The following is a 17502-nucleotide window of genomic DNA, read 5'->3' on the forward strand; positions in this document are numbered from 1 at the left end:
ATTTCTGCTTTTCTATTACACTCGCTGCAACTTAGCTGTTCTCGGATCGATGATTTTTCTGCCCAAACCCGAAAATTTAATTGCCAGATTAGTTTTGTCGCCCGCCCCTAAAACGTGGGTAATTTCTCCAACTCCAAAAGCATGATGAAAAACCCGATCGCCTGTTTGCCAATCCGCCGATTGTACATTGTTTCCCGGTTGAGAAGTGCCGGAATTGGCTGCTGAATTATTAGTTTTTCCTTTAGATGCAGCCGTTTTCCCCGCTTTAGTTTTCTTCCCACTTCCAGCCAGCAAATGTGTCGGCAATTCCCCTAAGAATAGCGAAGGGGTGCAGTGTTCCCGGAAACCTCCCCAGAGGCGGCGTTCGCGAGTGTGGGTGAGAAATAGCAATTCCTGGGCGCGAGTGATGCCGACGTAGCACAAACGGCGTTCTTCTTCAATCGCTTTCGGGTCGTCCAAACTGCGGAAATTGGGAAATAAACCCTGTTCCATTCCGACTAGAAATACTACGGGAAATTCTAGCCCTTTTGCGGAGTGCAGCGTCATCAGCGACACGCGGGAATCTTCTTCCTGCAAGTCATCTAAATCGGATGCTAAAGATGCTTTTGCTAAAAATGATGTCAGCGTCGGTTCTTCGTTTTGTTCTTCAAATTGCAGCACTGCATTGTACAATTCTATGACGTTTTCTATGCGATTTTCTGCTTCCTCGGTTCCTTGATTTTTCAAATCTTCAATGTAGCCTGAATCTTGGATAATTCCTTGGACAATTTGCGAAGCCGGCAGGGTTTCAACTTGCGATTGCCAACGACCAATCATTTCGGCAAACTTAATAATAGCTTTTGCCGATCGCCCTGCTAGAGTATTGACAGAAGATTCATCGCTGAGGATTTCCCACAACGGAATCCCTAACTGAGTTGCAGCGTCTTCAATTTTGGAAAATGTGGTATCCCCAATGCCGCGCCGGGGAGTATTGATGATGCGTTTGAGGCTGACGCTATCGTCGGGATTGGCAAGCGCCCGCAGGTATGCTAGGATATCTTTGATTTCTTTGCGATCGTAAAACTTGAGGCCGCCGACAATATTGTAAGGAATGTCTAAACGCATTAACGCTTCTTCAAAGGATCGAGATTGAGCGTTTGTGCGGTAGAGAATCGCAAAGTTACTGCCGTTTTCGTATTCGGAGTTTTGGCGCTTCAAGGAATGAATTTGACCTGCTACAAATTCCGCTTCTTCTAATTCGTTGTCGGCGCGCCAGACAACAATCGGAGCTCCCGGTTCGCGAGTCGGGCGCAGAATTTTCTCGATCCGTTCGGTATTGTGTTCGATCAAGTGGTTCGCGACTTGCAGGATGTTTTCGCGCGATCGATAATTTTCCTCTAATTTTACCATTGTCTGAGTTTTCTCGTCGGACAAACCATCGCCAAAATCCTCTTGAAATTCCAGCAATATGGTATAATCTGCCATCCGAAAGCTGTAAATTGACTGATCGACATCGCCCACGACAAAAATCGAGCGGTTTTGCCATTTATCGAAGTTTTTCGGGTCGGCGTTATTTGTCACCAACATCCGAATCAAATCGTATTGAGTGCGGTTGGTATCTTGGTATTCGTCAACTAAAATATGGCAAAACTTTTGATGCCAGTAACTTAATACTTGCTCGTTTTGGCTCAAAAGTTTAACGGGAACGAGGATTAAATCGTCAAAATCTAGGGCATTGTTGGCTGCTAAAGCGTCTTGGTAGCGACTGTAAACATCGGCAATCACGCGACCTCGATAATCCGGTTCTGCTGCTTGGTATTCTTGAGGCGACAAGCCTTGATTTTTAGCGTTGCTGATGACATAGCGGACTTTGCGCGGGTCAAATTTCTTGTCGTCGAGGTTCAGTGTTTTGGTGACGATTTGTTTGACTAGACTTTGAGCATCTGACTCGTCAAAAATCGAAAAGTTTTTCTTCCACTGGCGGCCTTTTTCGTCTTGGTATTTTTCTATATCGTAGCGGAGAATGCGACCGCACAAAGAGTGAAAAGTCCCCATCCAAATGTGTTTGGTAATTCTCTGGTAAATTTGCGATCGCAATTTGGTTTGCACATCCGGGGCTAAGTCTACCAAAGGTTTGCCATATTCCGCTTCAGCTTGCTGAGTTGCCAGCAATTTCTCAATTCTTTCTTTCATCTCCCTGGCGGCTTTATTTGTAAATGTCACCGCCAGAATATTTTCAGGATCGACTCGATGGGTGCGAACTAAGTTAGCAACTCGGTAAGTTAGAGCTCTGGTTTTGCCGGAACCAGCGCCCGCTACTACTAACAGCGGCCCGTTATAATGGGCGACTGCTTGGCGCTGAGATGGGTTGAGGTGGCTGAGGAAATCAGTGGTTTGAGTCATAGCTAGAATGTTAGTTTATTTTTTTAAGGGGTAAATAATACTTGGTATCGGATAACGCGAGTTTTTTTAAGGTAAGGCGCGATCGCCCTACAATATAATATCAGATCGGACGGCGGTTTAAACCGCGTCTACACAAACGATGTCCGCCTCTGCGGACTTAAGAGAATAGCGTAAAACATAATTTTCACCACCTATTCTTTAACCCGCGTCGGCGGGTTTTGTCTGTATAGCCGCGGTTTCAACCGCCCGGCCTTCTAACGTTTAAATAGTTGTTTGAGCCACATTGCTGCTAATATTCCCAAGCCCATCCAAATGGCAATAATCACAACAGCGGCAGCCCGATTTATCGGTTTTCCTCGCTCTATTTCTGCGGCTGCTTTTTCCCGACACTCGGCTAAAACCTGTGGCGGAATCATCTTCAGTACCAGCCAAATTCCCAAAGGTACAATTATCAAATCGTCCAAGTAGCCGAGAACTGGTATGAAGTCAGGAATTAAGTCGATCGGGCTAAAAGCGTAGGCAACCGTAAGACCTGCTAAAATTCTGGCGTACCAAGGTACTCTCTGGTCTGTACTGGCTAAATAAACCGCGTAAGTCTCTTTTTTTAGTCGGCGGGCAGCTTGTTTTAAGCATTGCATATAATGACTAATGACTAATGACTAATACTTTTTTTAGTTGCTAAAAATGTAACAACCCGGATATTTAGCAATTTCAGTGGGAAGGTAAAGTATAGCATCTGTTGTATGTGAGGATAATCAAGTTTATGAATTCAAATTTGCAACGTGGCGATCGCATTAATTTTCGCAGCCTGGTAACAGCGTTGTGTTTAACCTTAACTCTCGTTAGTTTTGTGAGATTAGATCCTGCTGTAGCTCAAGAACAGCGGATGAGAACGCTGAGTGTCACTGGGCGGGGCGTCGAAGCAATTCCGACAACCCAAACTCAAGTTGCTTTGGGGGTTGAGGTGCAGGGGAAAACGGCGGCCGAGGTGCAGCAGGAAGCGGCGAGACGATCGTCCGCTGTGGTAGCATTGCTGCGATCGCGCCAAGTGGAAAAACTCGAAACGACCGGCATCACCCTGAACCCGACTTACAGCTACGAAAACAACCAGCAGCGCCTAACAGGGTATATTGCTACGAATACCGTCAGTTTTCGCCTTAATACTGAATCTGCTGGCACTTTGCTCGACGATGCAGTGCAAGCGGGAGCAACGCGAATTCAAGGCGTGAGTTTTGTAGCCGCCGACAGTGCGATCGAACAAGCTCGAAAACAAGCACTCCGCAAAGCAACTCAAGATGCTCAATCGCAAGCGGATGCAGTCTTGAGCGCCCTCAACCTCAAGCGGGGAGACATTCTGGGCATTCAAGTCAACGGTGCGATCGCGCCGCCTCCTATGTACCGGCAATTGGCTGGTGCTCGCGCTGCTGCTGCTGATGCTGCAACACCTGTGGTGGGAGGGGAACAGCAGATTGAAGCATCTGTGACTTTGCAAATTGGATATTGATTGCAGCTTGCATTCTAAATGAACGTCAAATGCGATATCTGTTAGATACCCGACTTCTTAAAAAAGCCGGGTATCTGAGTGTTTTATTTTTTATGTTTGTCTGCTGGTTGTTAGATAAAATATCTTAAATATCCGACGATAACCTGATAAAATTCAATCATAAAATATGACAAGCAATTTTTATGACGCGATTTATTCACGATCGCTTTGCCAAAGACTTGTTAACAGAACTGCTGTCTCCCATCGGGACGGTGAATATCGGGTATGATGTTACTGCCGAAGTCAGAGAAATCGATGTTTATTTCATTCCAATGACTGTAATTCCTGAATACTCAGCAACTTTAGGGTTGTTGGGAAAAATGGCTGAGACGGCGGCAATTTTTGAACCGTTTCGCAATCCAGTGACTGTCGGCGAAGTCATTAGCTGTATGAGTAAGTTATGGGATTTGCGAGGTGAATTGGAGCGGCAAGCCAGAAGAGAAAATACTCGCTATGATGATGCTAATTTTCCGACACTGTGGATTTTGACACCTACAGCATCGAAAGCAATGCTGGAGGGTTTTGGCGCGATACCCAAGCCTGAGAATTGGATGGAGGGCATTTATTTTTTGCCCAGGCATCTGAAATCGGCAATTGCGGTGATTCACCAATTGCCCGAAACTCCCGAAACCATGTGGTTGAGGATTTTAGGGAAAGGGAAAGTGCAGCAAAGGGCGATCGGCGAGTTGAGCTCTTTAGCAACCGACGATCCGTTACGGATTATCGCGCTAGAATTGTTGTATCAGTTACAGTCTAACTTAGTAACCGATACCGAACAAGAGTTACAGCCAGAAGAGCGGGAGTTAATTATGGCGATCCCATCACTTTTTAGAGAACAGTTAGAAGCCGCACAACAACAAGGAATTGAACAAGGAATTGAACAAGGAAGACAAGCACAACAGCGCTTAATTTTAGAAAATTTTCTGCAAGTAAGATTTGGAGAAATCAACTCAAAAATGACTGCTTTCTTATCTCCAATATCAAAGTTACCCGCTGCAGAATTTACGGTGCTGTTGCTGGCAATATCCATGCTAACAGTCGATGAAGCAGGAAGACAACAAGCGGTCAGGTTATTAGCAGAAAATGTTTTGAGAACTCGCCAAAATGAATTGGGGGATATTCTGCATACAGCCGTTAGCAATTTACTAGCAATGCCTGTCGAGCAATTGACATTGTTTGTAGAACAATTGCCTCAGTTATCGGCTGATGAATTGAGAGCAAGGTTGGAATAAAAACCGCGATATTTTTTAGATACCTGACTTATTAAGAAAGTGGGTATCTGGTATTATGTTTTTTATGTAGGCATACTTAGTTAGATGGGCGATCGCCTTTTTTAAGCGATCGCAAACTCTGTATATTGCCGCAAGTGCGGCGGATGAAACGCCAATACAATATTCTCCCGCGGCACCCCAGCCTGCAAAAAATCTGTCACCACTCCATCTTCTGTCCAATCCTCCTCAATCCAAATTTTTCCCTCCCGCAATCGCACATAAATAGTATTTTCCTGAATTCGTTCTTCCCCCTGCAGGTAGTAATAAATATGTAGTGAAATTTAATTACAGTAATTGAATCCATAGGTGAATTTTATAACTCACACTATCAACTTTTGTGATTTTAATATTTCTTTACGCGCTCGAATGTATAGCCTTTCGAGCTCTCATATGACATACTCTAGGCCTCCGCGGGCTGGAGCGGGCATACCTCACCACGCTTGAGAACCGCTGTAGATTGAGTTAAGCTGTCGCGCATTTAAATTGTAGATTCAGGGCGGGCTCATAGGCCCACCCCACAAGACGGGGAATTGTTTTTAACAGACAATTTAAATGTAGAACAGCTTACAGCCTCTGGAACCTACTGAGCGTCGTTGTCCCGAATAAATCCCAGACTCCGGCTAGGCGGAAAGCTTCAACCAAACGTAATTCTGAGTGTTTTCCAGTTCAAAGTTTTCGGACCTTGCTGACTAATTTGGCGACGATTACTAAAAACCGGGTGCAGCCTAAATTGGGGGGTATTTCAGTTAGCTTTGACAAACTGACGATACCGAGTTCTTTACAACAGAAAGCCTTCGATTTGCTAGAGGTTTCACTGACATTCTAGTCATGTAGCGGGTCCTGGCTCAAGTCCGATCGCCCCACTGATGGAGGTTTGAAATGCAACTTTCAAAGGGTGCGGGGTAAGTTCCGTTTAAACTTGAGGGATTTTCAGCTTCGAGGCATCAAGTCCTCGCACCCGCCACCGCAGTTAAAAGCTTAGCTGGGTTAGGGACACCGCACTGCTGTGTCATTGCAGATAGTCGATACAGATCGTCGATCGCGATCGCCCGCGCTTGTTAAAACTTAAAATAGTGTGCAGAATAACGGACTTGTGCCTAAAGACAGAGGAAAATATCGCTACCCCAACATAAAGGCTTTGTCTATGCAGCCAATTCGCACTTTTAACGTTTCCCCGTCGCTACCGACAATTCTCGAACCCCTACGCAAGCTTGCCTACAACTTGCACTGGGACTGGAACGTCGATACCAAAGACCTCTTCCGCCGCCTCGATCGAGACCTGTGGGACTCCAGCAACCAAAACCCGGTGCTGATGCTCGGAACCATATCTCAAGAGCGGCTGCAAGAAATGGCAGAAGACGAAGGCTTCATTGCCCAAATGAACCGAGCAGCCCAGCAGTTAGACGATTATCTCAAAAATCGCGCCTGGTACCGCAAACAGCGCGGCACCGAGCAGCAAGAATGCTACGCATACTTTTCGATGGAATTCGGCTTAGTTAAAGCCCTACCGATCTATTCGGGCGGTTTGGGCGTGCTCGCAGGCGACCACCTCAAATCAGCTAGTGATTTGGGCTTGCCCTTAGTGGGTGTCGGGCTGCTCTACCAAGAAGGTTATTTTTCGCAGTATCTCAACGCTGATGGCTGGCAGCAAGAACGCTATCCGCTCAATGATTTCTACAATATGCCGCTGCACCCAGAACGCAATCCCGACGGTTCGGAATTGCGGATTGAGGTGGACTATCCCGGCCGCAAGGTGTATGCCCGGATTTGGCGGGTACAAGTGGGAACGGTTCCTTTGTACCTGATGGATACAAATATTGAACCTAACAGCCGCTACGACCAAGATATTACCGACCAACTGTATGGCGGTGATAAAACTCTGCGGATGCACCAAGAAATCATGCTGGGCATCGGCGGCGTGAAAATGCTCAAGGCATTGGGGCTGACAGTTACGGCTTACCACATGAATGAAGGTCACGCGGCTTTCATGGCTTTGGAACGCATTCGGATGCTGATGGAGGAATATCACCTGAGTTTCGAGGAAGCGGAACAGGTGGTCGTTTCGAGCAGTATGTTTACGACTCACACGCCGGTACCTGCTGGGTTTGACTTGTTCGAGCCGGATATGGTGATGCACTATCTAGGTCAGTATCCCAAGATGTTTGGCTTGTCGCAAGATGAGTTTTTAGGATTGGGCCGGGAGAATACTGGCGATTTGTCCGCACCTCTGAATATGGCAATTTTGGCAATTAAAATGTCGAGTTTTGTCAACGGGGTGGCCGCTTTGCACGGTGTGGTGTCGCGCCCGATGTTTCAGGGTTTGTGGCCGGGTTTGCCCGTGGATGAGGTGCCGATTACTTCGATTACCAACGGGGTGCACGCTCGCAGTTGTGTGGCGAAGTCTACTCAGGAGTTGTACGATCGATACCTCGGCCCGGAGTGGGAAATGACTCGCAAGGACGATCGTCTCTGGGACAGGCTGTCGTCGATTCCTGATGAGGAACTGTGGCGGAATCACGAACGCTGTCGATCGGAGTTGGTGGTGTTCGCGCGGGAGTGGCTGCAAAAGACTTTGCGCGAGCGCGGTGCGGCCCAAACGGAAATCGAACACGCGCGGGAGGCTCTCAATCCGAAGGTGCTGACGATCGGGTTTGCCCGCCGCTTTGCTACTTACAAGCGGGCGACGCTGTTTTTGCGCGATGTCGATCGCATTATGCGGATCATGCGGGACAAAAACCGCCCGGTGCAGTTTGTGATTGCTGGGAAGGCTCACCCGATGGATATTCCGGGTAAGGAATTGATTCGGGATATCGTTCACTTCATCCGCGAGCACGAGACGATGAGTTCGATGGTGTTTTTGCCGAACTACGACATTAACGTCGCTCGGATGATGGTGTCCGGCTGCGATGTGTGGCTGAATACGCCGCGCCGCCCCCGCGAAGCTTCCGGTACTTCGGGGATGAAAGCTTCGATGAATGGTTTGCCGAATCTCAGCATCCTCGACGGATGGTGGGATGAGGCTGATTATGTTCGTACCGGTTGGCCGATCGGACATGGGGAGTTTTACGAAGATACTAAGTATCAGGATGAGGTCGAGGCGAATGCTTTGTACGACTTGATGGAAAAGGAAGTTGTACCGCTGTTTTACAACCGGGATGCTGATGGCATTCCCCGCGGTTGGACGGAGAAAATGAAGGATTCGATTCGCTTGAACTGTCCTTTTTTCAATACTGCTCGGATGGTGAAAGATTACGCGCGGCGGGCTTATTTCCCGGTGAGCGATCGCTACCACACCATGACTTCGGATAATTGCGCTCCCGCCAAGGAGTTGTCTCACTGGAAGAAGCACGTTCTCGCGAAGTGGCACGATATTAAGATTGAGGCTGTTGATATTTCCCAGGATAAGGAAGTTAAGGTCAATCAATCGATCGCTGTTAAATCTCGGATTAATCTCATGGGATTGACCCCTGCAGACGTGCAAGTCGAACTTTATCAAGGTTCGGTTGATGCTAACGGAGATATTGTCGGCGGCGTGCCGGTGGTGATGGAGTATTTGGGAGAAGATTCTCACAATGCTAGCCTTTATACGGCTGACATTACTTATACTTCTAGCGGTTTGCAAGGTTTGTCGTTGCGCGTTTTGCCGAAGCACGATAATCTCAGCAGTCCTTATGAAGCTGGCGTGATTCTCTGGGCACATTAGTCAGTAGTCAGTAGTCAGTAGTCATTAGTTAGGAGTCAGGAGAATCAAGGAATATTTTCCTAATTCTCCCGGTCTCCCACTTTTCTTATCGAAGTTGGGGAATGGTTGTGTAGCCGGTTGTGAAACGATCGCCCAATACCACATTCCGCTCTATTCCCAACTACCACCAGTGAGCGCGTATATAAGCGTATAGCAAGGCATCTCGCTGTTCTTTTAAGGCTTTGAGGGTGGCAACACGGGTGGGGATTTCGGGGAGGTTTGAACTACCGATGAACGCTGATTCTTATGCGGAATATTTGCGAAATTCAGAATTGGTGCGAGGATCGATCAATATCTACAATACACTGGCAGAATTTTATCAATTATAGTTGACATTCTGCCAGTTTTCCTTTTTTGTGGCGTTGCTGAATGCAGGTATAAATTCAAGATTTTGGAATTTTTATCAGCCAAGTATGGTGAGTTTTGTAACCTCAAGCGAAAAGTTGATTCATACCGTGAATCAGCAAGGTGCAGAATCTATATCCATCAATATGAAAGCCGCCGAACAAAATAGTGGTTCCACAATAGTCACACTTTTTCATACTGCTATTTCATAAAATTGAAGGGAGCTTTGAGACACCTCTAGTTTAGCTTATTTACCCACACCCGCTGGCTGCTGACGGTTTCGCACTTCCAGAAAAATCAACAAAGCATTAACATCAGCCGGATTTACCCCACCAATTCTGGCAGCTTGGCCAATCGTCAGCGGTTTCACCTTAGCCAACTTTTCCCGCGATTCTTTGGAGAGAGTTGTAATTGCCATGTAATCCAAATCAGCAGGCAATTGTCGGCGTTCGTGTTTGGCAATGTCATCGATTTGATTTTGCTGTCTTTGCAGGTAGCCGGAATATTTGATGTCAATTTCTGCACCATCTTTCTCAGCCAACTTCAGAGTAGAATTGCCTAAATTGTAGCGTTCCAAATCCACATAATGAAAACCAGGACGGCGCAACAAATCAGCAAGAGTAATTGAACCTTTAATCGCTTGTTGAGTGTCTGCAAAAATTGCCTTGCCTACTTCCTCGTGCTCTTTCACCCGCGTCGAGTACAAGCGTTCCTTCTCTGCCACAATATTAGCTTGTTTGCGATCGAACAACTCCCAGCGGCGATCGTCAATCAAACCAATTTCCCGTCCCAGCGGCGTCAAGCGTTGGTCAGCATTGTCCGATCGCAATAATAGCCGGTATTCCGATCGCGAAGTCAACATCCGGTAAGGTTCCCGCAAATCCTTCGTACACAAATCATCGATCAAAGTGCCGATATAACTTTGCTCGCGAGGAAACACAATCATCTCCTGATTTTTCGCAAACCTGGCCGCATTAATACCCGCCACAATCCCCTGTGCAGCAGCCTCCTCATATCCGGTCGTACCGTTCACCTGACCCGCGCAAAACAGCCCTTCAATCTTCTTAGTCATCAGCGTCGGAAAACACTGAGTAGCCGGCAAATAATCGTACTCCACAGCATAAGCAGGGCGCATCATCTCGCACTTTTCCAAACCCGGAAGAGTCCGCAGCATTTGCAATTGCAAATTTTCCGGTAAACCAGTAGAAAATCCTTGGATATAAAGTTCAGGAATATCTCTACCTTCCGGTTCAATAAAAATCTGGTGACTTTCCTTATCCGCAAACCGCACAATCTTATCTTCAATACTCGGACAATAGCGCGGCCCCTTCGCATCAACCCAGCCGCCGTAGACTGGAGAAAGGTGCAAATTGTCTCTAATTAACTGGTGAGTAGCGGGCGTAGTTCGAGTCAAATAACAAGGCATTTGTTCCCGTTCCACCCAAACTTCAGGATCGAAACTAAACCAGCGAACTTCTGCGTCTCCCGGCTGCAATTCCAGGTTGGTGTAATCGAGAGTCCGCTTGTCAACTCTTGCCGGAGTTCCTGTTTTCAACCTGCCAGTTTCAAAGCCCAAACGATTGAGAGTTTCCGTCAAGCCAACGGCGGCAAATTCTCCAGCACGTCCGGCGGGCATCGACTTATTGCCCACCCAAATCGTGCCGCCTAAAAAAGTGCCTGTGGTGAGAATTACTGCTTTGCATTCAAAAGCGACGCCGAAGTATGTTTCGACTCCGATAACTTCTTCATTTTTGCCCAAAACTAAGTCTGTTACCATCGCTTCGCGGACGGTCAAATTGGGTTGATTTTCAACAATATTATTCATCACAGTGGCGTATTCCCGCTTGTCGGTTTGTGCTCGCAGGGCCCACACAGCGGGGCCTCTCGAAGCGTTGAGGACGCGCTTTTGCAAGTAAGTGCGATCGGCCATTTTGCCAATTTCCCCGCCTAACGCATCAACTTCGTTAGTAAGTTGGGTTTTAGCCGGGCCGCCGACAGCAGGATTGCAAGGTTGCCACGCAATTTTGTCGAGGTTGAGGGTGAGGAGAAGGGTGCGACAGCCGAGGCGAGAAGTGGCGAGGGCGGATTCGCAGCCGGAGTGTCCGCCACCCACTACGATGATGTCGAAACTGTCTTGGAATTGTACTGGAGTTTGTGCAGTCATTCGATTTTAGATTTGAGATTTGAGATTTGAGATTTGAGATTGAATAACAGACATCTGGCAAAATTAGGTTTTAGTCCGGGTAGGGCAAGGCTGACAAAATCTTTTTAGGAAATGTCTAATTGACTTCAGAGTTTAATCCGGATGCTTCTTAGTTATCGGATAGGATGTTTTTGATTGCTCGGTCTCTAGATGCGAAAAGGTTCGAGCATCTCACTCAAACAACAGGTGTTCCTCAATTAAAACTCTTCCCCTCCATTAGTGTAGCTGCTTTCTTCACACATCGATGTTAATCCAGTAATTTTTACGGGGGGTCGATCTTTGAATTCTACGACAAATGACAACTCCCCACCCATAGCCGCGATATAACCTTGCAAAGTTGATACCAACAAATCCGCACGGCGTTCGAGTCGCGAGACATTTTCTTGACGCATATTTAATAATTCTGCCATGCGAATCTGAGTAAATTTCCTGGCTTTACGTAAGTCTGGCAATGTCATTTCTTCAGCCATTAATTCAACCGCTCTCTTTTCGACTATTGCTCGTTGTTCAGGAGGCAAATTATCCATAATATTCTTCAGGCTAATTGTCATCTGTTTCTGGCTCCAGTAACTGATTAAAATGGCAGGTAAATCTACTATCTGCTATCTTAGATTAATTGCTTGTAAAATCGTTTCTCACTACTACCAGATTTGTCCCCTGCTACCAACAGAATGGCAGGTCGGCGGGGGTCAAATGCAAAAGCGAATCGCCAAACTCCACGAGCTGCCTGAAACCTAAGTTCCTTCCTATTGGTGTAGGTAGAACCATTGAGATTATGGACGTGAGGACGCTTGAGGTTTGGACCAAATTCTTGTAACAGTGTGAGTTTTTTTAAAAGCTGTCATCTGACATCAGTGGGGAATTAGGTAAACTCACAGTAAAAATCCAAGTGAAACTCAATGTTTCATGTCATTTGGATCGATTATGCCTTACATAGCATATTATAGGCAATAGTCGATAGAATAACAATATTTATATGCACCCTTAATTCCGTACAATTGCAGTTTTGCGCTATGTTAGACAAAAAAATCTCAACCAGCGTACACAAGTGAAATACTTCTTCTTATCCGACGGCTGGAAAGTTGGGCGCGTCTGGGGGGTAGGCGGCGAGTGGAGTCACGCGGCCTGGAGGCGGCCGCCGGACATCCAACAGCTCAACCTCTGTCTTTTCGATCGCAACGAAAAAATGTGGCTCTACCGCGTAGAAGACGCCGTACTCATGGTAGAAGTCCAACCAGCAGTCCGTCCCGATCCCGCCGATCCCGCCAAAAATATCGGCAACGTCACCCTCACCAGACTGATTGATGCCGAACAAGTCCTCGAACGCCTCGGGGCGATCGCCGCCCGCTGCGAAATGGGCAACCCGCAATTAATGTAATGCTCAACATATTGCAATCGGTTCTAACACTCGATACACTTCTTTAAATAACTTTCATTTTTATGCCTCCACCTTTGAAGGTAGATGGCAGTCGGCAAAAGGCAGATTTTAAACCCTGCAGGTAACTGCTGGGGATTCAGAATCTGATTTTTCCGTAAAAATAGACATCATCACTTACACCTTGGAGAACCGCAGTCAATGGGACTACCCTGGTATCGCGTACACACAGTCGTCTTAAATGACCCAGGCCGATTGATTTCTGTACACTTAATGCACACAGCCCTCGTGGCAGGTTGGGCCGGCTCAATGGCCCTTTATGAACTAGCAGTTTTTGACCCCACAGATCCAGTTCTGAACCCGATGTGGCGTCAAGGGATGTTCGTGTTGCCCTTCATGACTCGCTTGGGAGTTACGGGTTCTTGGGGCGGTTGGAGCATCACCGGCGAAGGTAACGTCGATCCGGGCTTCTGGTCCTTTGAAGGCGTAGCCATCGCTCACATCGTCCTCTCGGGGCTGCTGTTCTTAGCAGCAGTTTGGCACTGGGTATTTTGGGACTTAGAACTTTTCAGAGACCCTCGCACCGGTGAACCAGCCCTCGACTTGCCAAAAATGTTTGGCATTCACCTGTTCCTCTCCGGCTTGCTCTGCTTCGGCTTCGGCGCATTTCACCTTTCGGGACTTTTTGGCCCGGGAATGTGGGTTTCCGACCCCTACGGGCTGACCGGTCACGTCCAGCCAGTGGCACCTGCTTGGGGCCCTGAAGGCTTCGATCCCTTCAATCCGGGCGGCATCGTGGCTCACCACATTGCAGCGGGCGTAGTCGGCGTAATTGCCGGTTTGTTCCACTTGACAGTGCGGCCGCCGGAACGTCTTTACAAAGCCCTGCGGATGGGGAATATCGAAACTGTACTTTCTAGCAGTATCGCTGCCGTGTTCTTCGCAGCCTTTGTGGTTGCGGGTACGATGTGGTACGGTTCTGCTGCGACTCCGATCGAACTTTTCGGCCCGACTCGCTATCAGTGGGACAGCGGCTATTTCCAACAAGAAATCGACCGCAGAGCTCAAGCTAGCTTGGCCGCGGGCCAAAGCTTCGAAGAAGCTTACGAACAAATTCCCGAAAAATTGGCTTTCTACGACTACGTGGGCAACTCTCCTGCTAAAGGCGGTTTGTTCCGCGCCGGCGCGATGGTCAATGGCGACGGTATTGCTAAATCTTGGCTGGGCCATCCAGTATTTACTGACAGCGAAGGTCGGGTATTGTCGGTTCGCCGCCTCCCCAACTTCTTTGAAACTTTCCCAGTAATTTTGACGGACAAAGATGGGGTCGTTCGCGCTGACATCCCCTTCCGCCGTGCTGAATCAAAATACAGCTTTGAACAAAGCGGAGTTACAGTCAGCTTCTACGGCGGCGAACTTAACGGTCAAACCTTTAATAATCCTCTAGATGTTAAGCAGTTTGCTCGCGCTGCTCAAAAGGGTGAAGTGTTTGAATTCGATCGCGAAACTTTGAACTCTGACGGGGTGTTCCGCACTTCGACTCGCGGTTGGTTCACTTTCGGACACGTTTGCTTTGCTTTGCTGTTCTTCTTCGGCCATATCTGGCACGGTTCTCGGACAATCTTCCGCGACGTGTTTGCTGGAGTTGAGGCTGACATGGAAGAACAAGTCGAGTGGGGCTTGTTCCAAAAACTGGGTGACGTGACCACCAGAAGAGAAGAACCTCTCTAGATTTCGCCAGCCTCTGGCTAGCCGGGAAACTTCCCCGGTGTAAAAAAACCCGGTTTCTTCAAGAAACCGGGTTTTTTTAGTTAATAATAAAACCAACAATTAAGATAAAATAATACGGCAAGGGAAGATAGGGAAAATTTAACATGGAAAGTGTTGCTTACATTTTGATTCTGGCTTTAGCCATAGGCGTACTATTTTTTGCGATCGCCTTTCGGGAACCTCCCCGGATTGGCAAATAATTAGCTATACGCCTCCAGCAAGTCCAAAATATCTTGAACCGGACTGCCGTCAACCCGCATCATAGTGATCTAATTTGGTGCGGGACTATTTCACTGCTGTGTGCTAAGTGATTTTTCTAGTCCAGCCATTCATCAGACCCCAGGCGGTTAGATGAATGGCAATTTGCTGGCAATGCCTGTTAAAATCAGCAATCATGCGCTGTTCCTCCTGCCAACACACCAATAGTCGCGTTTTAGAATCGCGTTCAGCCGAATCAGGTCAAAGCATCCGTCGGCGGCGCGAGTGTTTGAGCTGCCAGCACCGCTTCACAACTTACGAACGCATAGAATTTGTGCCGATTACGGTGATCAAGCGCGACGGCAAGCGCGAATCTTTTGACAGGTCAAAATTAGTCAGGGGATTGATTCGGGCCTGCGAAAAAACCGGTTTGTCTTCCGGGCATCTCGAAACTCTGGCCGAAGAAATCGAGGCCCAACTCCAAGGTCGATCGCTCCGAGAAATCGCCAGCTCAGAAATAGGGGAACTGGTGCTGTTGCACCTGCGGCCGCTCAGCGAAGTCGCTTATGTCCGTTTTGCCTCCGTATATCGGCAATTTCGAGGCATCCGAGATTTTGTAGAAACCCTAAATCACCTTCAGAATCCCCTCAACCAAGCTGAAGATACAGAAACTAGACCGAATTTTGAGGCAGATTTGCCGGATGCGGAATCAGTCGATCGAGAAAGCCCAGCATCCTGCGCTACTCCCAGCTAAGCTCGCTTAAATTAATTTAGAGAAATATTCTGGGAGATAGAAAACCGTGTCGCGAGGAAGGCCCGGAGGAATAGCGACTCAAGGAACTCTCATTCGAGCGAGTGTTCTTTTTTCTCAGTAAGAGTGCTGGGTGTGATATGATCGTCATCGGTCTAAAATAGAGTATAACTAGACAACGTAAAAACTTAACTGGATTAGTTGAGTGCGTAGTCACACCTAACGGTGTTGCAGTTTAGGAAAGCTCGCATTTGAACAAAACCTAACTAAAGATCGGTGACTAATTAAATACGGTAGGGCATACCGAAATTTACGCTTCTGGAGAAACCGACCTCTACTTAGACTGGAGTAATCCTGTCGCCAGCAAGTCGGCTCGTTGAACGAAGAATCTCAGTTTATTTATACCTGAGAGTGTCAAAATAGTCTACTTGACTCGGAATGTTAAGATTAAACGTTTTAACACAGAGTATGGAGTAACAGTAATGGCAAGCGCTGGTGTGCAGTTGCACCCAGCAAAAGTTAGCAAAAACTGACTTTAGTAAAAGATTTTGAAAAAAGTTAATCGCTTTTTCACCAAAATCTCGAATATCTGCCGGCACAAACGAAAAACATGAAGGAGAGAAATCCTAGGAAACTATTCGCATGGTCAATCTCAAAACCACAGTCAAAGACATCGGCTTTACTCACGAAGATTTTGCAGCCCTACTTGATAAATATGACTATCACTTTAGCCCGGGCGATGTAGTAGCGGGTACAGTTTTTAGTATAGAACCCAGGGGCGCTCTGATTGATATCGGTGCTAAAACAGCAGCGTACATTCCCATTCAGGAAATGTCGATCAATCGAGTGGAAAGCCCAGAAGAGGTATTGCAATCAAACGAAACCAGAGAATTTTTCATTCTAACCGATGAAAATGAAGACGGACAATTAACCCTGTCCATCCGGCGCATCGAGTATATGCGGGCGTGGGAAAGAGTCCGACAACTGCAAGCAGAAGATGCCACAGTACGATCGCAAGTATTTGCCACCAACCGCGGCGGCGCACTCGTGAGAATAGAAGGCTTGCGAGGCTTTATTCCCGGTTCTCATATAAGTACCCGCAAACCGAAGGAAGAATTAGTCGCCGAAGAATTACCATTAAAATTCTTAGAGGTAGACGAAGACCGCAACCGCCTAGTGTTGAGTCACCGTCGCGCCTTAGTTGAGCGCAAGATGAACCGCCTCGAAGTCGGGGAAGTGGTCATCGGTACAGTACGCGGTATCAAGCCTTACGGTGCCTTTATCGACATCGGCGGCGTCAGCGGCTTGCTGCACATCTCGGAAATTTCACACGATCACATCGATACGCCTCATAGCGTCTTCAATGTCAACGACGAAGTGAAAGTGATGATCATTGACTTGGATGCCGAGAGGGGCCGGATTTCTCTCTCCACCAAGCAGTTGGAACCGGAACCGGGCGCGATGGTTAAAAATCGCGAATTGGTATACGAAAAAGCTGAGGAAATGGCAGCTAAGTTCCGCGAGAAAATGCTCGCTCAAAAGCAAGCTAAAGCAGGCATAGACATTCCTGTAGACTCGATCGATGCTGATGATGACCTCTCCGACGAAATACTCGAAGATGTACCCTCAGCAATGGAAGAGGATCTGCCGGAAGTAGCACCCGAAGCAGCACCCGAAGCAGCACCCGAAGCAGTATTAGATGTAGAGGAAGAAATCCCTCCTGCGACGGAAGAATAACATCGCAGTTAGTGTGATTAAAAGAGGGAATTTTCCCTCTTTTTTTTTGAGTTAGTTATTAGTCATTAGTCATTAGTCGCTGCTGGGTGGTTCACAATTCAATACGCTTGGGTTAAGCTCGATCTCCCTGGCGCCTAGGGCGGGCACGGGGGCACCGCCCCTACAAAGGGGGGGACAAGAACTTA

At 47.5% G+C, this 17502-nt stretch carries 13 protein-coding genes and 1 pseudogene; 8 read left to right on the forward strand and 6 right to left on the reverse strand.

Annotation, left to right across the window (positions count from 1 at the left end; all coding sequences use genetic code 11):
- Positions 1-15: 15 nt before the first annotated feature.
- Together pcrA and OSC7112_RS04885 are read right to left on the reverse strand one after the other, a co-directional pair.
- Positions 16-2382: a DNA helicase PcrA gene (gene pcrA, locus OSC7112_RS04880; RefSeq protein WP_015174857.1), complete on the reverse strand. Its 2367-nt coding sequence runs from the start codon at positions 2380-2382 to the stop codon at positions 16-18.
- Positions 2383-2636: 254 nt separating this feature from the next.
- A complete protein-coding gene (locus OSC7112_RS04885) occupies positions 2637-3020 on the reverse strand; it encodes a YkvA family protein (RefSeq protein WP_015174858.1) in 384 nt (127 codons plus the stop codon).
- Between the two features lie 125 nt (positions 3021-3145).
- Here OSC7112_RS04885 and OSC7112_RS04890 point away from each other — a divergent pair, with 125 nt between their 5' ends.
- Both OSC7112_RS04890 and OSC7112_RS04895 read left to right on the forward strand, forming a co-directional pair.
- The gene (locus OSC7112_RS04890) at positions 3146-3886 is read left to right on the forward strand and encodes an SIMPL domain-containing protein (RefSeq protein WP_015174859.1); all 741 of its coding nucleotides are present in this window, start codon (positions 3146-3148) and stop codon (positions 3884-3886) included.
- A 182-nt stretch (positions 3887-4068) separates the two neighbouring features.
- Entirely contained in the window at positions 4069-5157 is a 1089-nt protein-coding gene (locus tag OSC7112_RS04895) for a hypothetical protein (protein ID WP_015174860.1), read from the forward strand.
- A 101-nt stretch (positions 5158-5258) separates the two neighbouring features.
- Here the strand turns inward: OSC7112_RS04895 and OSC7112_RS04900 are convergent, their stop codons facing one another.
- A complete protein-coding gene (locus OSC7112_RS04900; RefSeq protein ID WP_083888117.1) occupies positions 5259-5477 on the reverse strand; it encodes an element excision factor XisI family protein in 219 nt (72 codons plus the stop codon).
- 863 nt (positions 5478-6340) lie between these two features.
- On the opposite strand from OSC7112_RS04900, the gene glgP reads away from it, so the two are divergent.
- Positions 6341-8899 carry an alpha-glucan family phosphorylase gene (gene glgP, locus OSC7112_RS04905; protein ID WP_015174861.1) on the forward strand — a complete coding sequence of 853 codons (2559 nt, stop codon included), beginning with the start codon at positions 6341-6343 and terminating at the stop codon, positions 8897-8899.
- Between the two features lie 631 nt (positions 8900-9530).
- Here the strand turns inward: glgP and mnmG are convergent.
- The 3 genes and pseudogenes from mnmG to OSC7112_RS42305 form a co-directional block, all read right to left on the reverse strand.
- Complete coding sequence (gene mnmG / locus OSC7112_RS04910) at positions 9531-11447, reverse strand: tRNA uridine-5-carboxymethylaminomethyl(34) synthesis enzyme MnmG (RefSeq protein ID WP_015174863.1); 1917 nt, start codon at positions 11445-11447, stop codon at positions 9531-9533.
- 236 nt (positions 11448-11683) lie between these two features.
- Positions 11684-12037, reverse strand: coding sequence for a helix-turn-helix domain-containing protein (locus OSC7112_RS04915; protein ID WP_015174864.1), 354 nt, complete (start codon positions 12035-12037; stop codon positions 11684-11686).
- Positions 12038-12093: 56 nt separating this feature from the next.
- Positions 12094-12312: pseudogene (locus tag OSC7112_RS42305) on the reverse strand (type II toxin-antitoxin system RelE/ParE family toxin); the annotation flags it as partial.
- Positions 12313-12534: 222 nt separating this feature from the next.
- Here OSC7112_RS42305 and OSC7112_RS04920 point away from each other — a divergent pair.
- The 5 genes from OSC7112_RS04920 to OSC7112_RS04940 all read left to right on the forward strand — a co-directional run bounded on the left by OSC7112_RS04920 (position 12535) and on the right by OSC7112_RS04940 (position 17317).
- Entirely contained in the window at positions 12535-12864 is a 330-nt protein-coding gene (locus tag OSC7112_RS04920; RefSeq protein ID WP_015174865.1) for a hypothetical protein, read from the forward strand.
- A gap of 198 nt (positions 12865-13062) precedes the next feature.
- Positions 13063-14592, forward strand: a complete 1530-nt coding sequence (gene psbB, locus OSC7112_RS04925) for a photosystem II chlorophyll-binding protein CP47 (RefSeq protein ID WP_015174866.1) — start codon at positions 13063-13065, stop codon at positions 14590-14592.
- Between the two features lie 143 nt (positions 14593-14735).
- Positions 14736-14831, forward strand: a complete 96-nt coding sequence (locus tag OSC7112_RS04930; RefSeq protein WP_006635641.1) for a photosystem II reaction center protein T — start codon at positions 14736-14738, stop codon at positions 14829-14831.
- Between the two features lie 194 nt (positions 14832-15025).
- The gene (nrdR, locus tag OSC7112_RS04935; protein WP_041622371.1) at positions 15026-15583 is read left to right on the forward strand and encodes a transcriptional regulator NrdR; all 558 of its coding nucleotides are present in this window, start codon (positions 15026-15028) and stop codon (positions 15581-15583) included.
- 639 nt (positions 15584-16222) lie between these two features.
- Positions 16223-17317 carry a 30S ribosomal protein S1 gene (locus OSC7112_RS04940; RefSeq protein WP_015174868.1) on the forward strand — a complete coding sequence of 365 codons (1095 nt, stop codon included), beginning with the start codon at positions 16223-16225 and terminating at the stop codon, positions 17315-17317.
- Positions 17318-17502 lie beyond the last annotated feature (185 nt).

Source organism: Oscillatoria nigro-viridis PCC 7112, assembly GCF_000317475.1.
In the GTDB taxonomy this organism is placed as follows: Bacteria; Cyanobacteriota; Cyanobacteriia; order Cyanobacteriales; family Microcoleaceae; genus Microcoleus; species Microcoleus nigroviridis.

Coding starts and splice junctions, on each gene's coding strand:
- pcrA (WP_015174857.1), bottom strand. CDS start 2,382: ATGACTCAAACCACTGATTTCCTCAGCCACCTCAACCCATCTCAGCGC.
- OSC7112_RS04885 (WP_015174858.1), bottom strand. CDS start 3,020: ATGCAATGCTTAAAACAAGCTGCCCGCCGACTAAAAAAAGAGACTTAC.
- OSC7112_RS04890 (WP_015174859.1), top strand. CDS start 3,146: ATGAATTCAAATTTGCAACGTGGCGATCGCATTAATTTTCGCAGCCTG.
- OSC7112_RS04895 (WP_015174860.1), top strand. CDS start 4,069: ATGACGCGATTTATTCACGATCGCTTTGCCAAAGACTTGTTAACAGAA.
- glgP (WP_015174861.1), top strand. CDS start 6,341: ATGCAGCCAATTCGCACTTTTAACGTTTCCCCGTCGCTACCGACAATT.
- mnmG (WP_015174863.1), bottom strand. CDS start 11,447: ATGACTGCACAAACTCCAGTACAATTCCAAGACAGTTTCGACATCATC.
- OSC7112_RS04915 (WP_015174864.1), bottom strand. CDS start 12,037: ATGACAATTAGCCTGAAGAATATTATGGATAATTTGCCTCCTGAACAA.
- psbB (WP_015174866.1), top strand. CDS start 13,063: ATGGGACTACCCTGGTATCGCGTACACACAGTCGTCTTAAATGACCCA.
- OSC7112_RS04930 (WP_006635641.1), top strand. CDS start 14,736: ATGGAAAGTGTTGCTTACATTTTGATTCTGGCTTTAGCCATAGGCGTA.
- nrdR (WP_041622371.1), top strand. CDS start 15,026: ATGCGCTGTTCCTCCTGCCAACACACCAATAGTCGCGTTTTAGAATCG.
- OSC7112_RS04940 (WP_015174868.1), top strand. CDS start 16,223: ATGGTCAATCTCAAAACCACAGTCAAAGACATCGGCTTTACTCACGAA.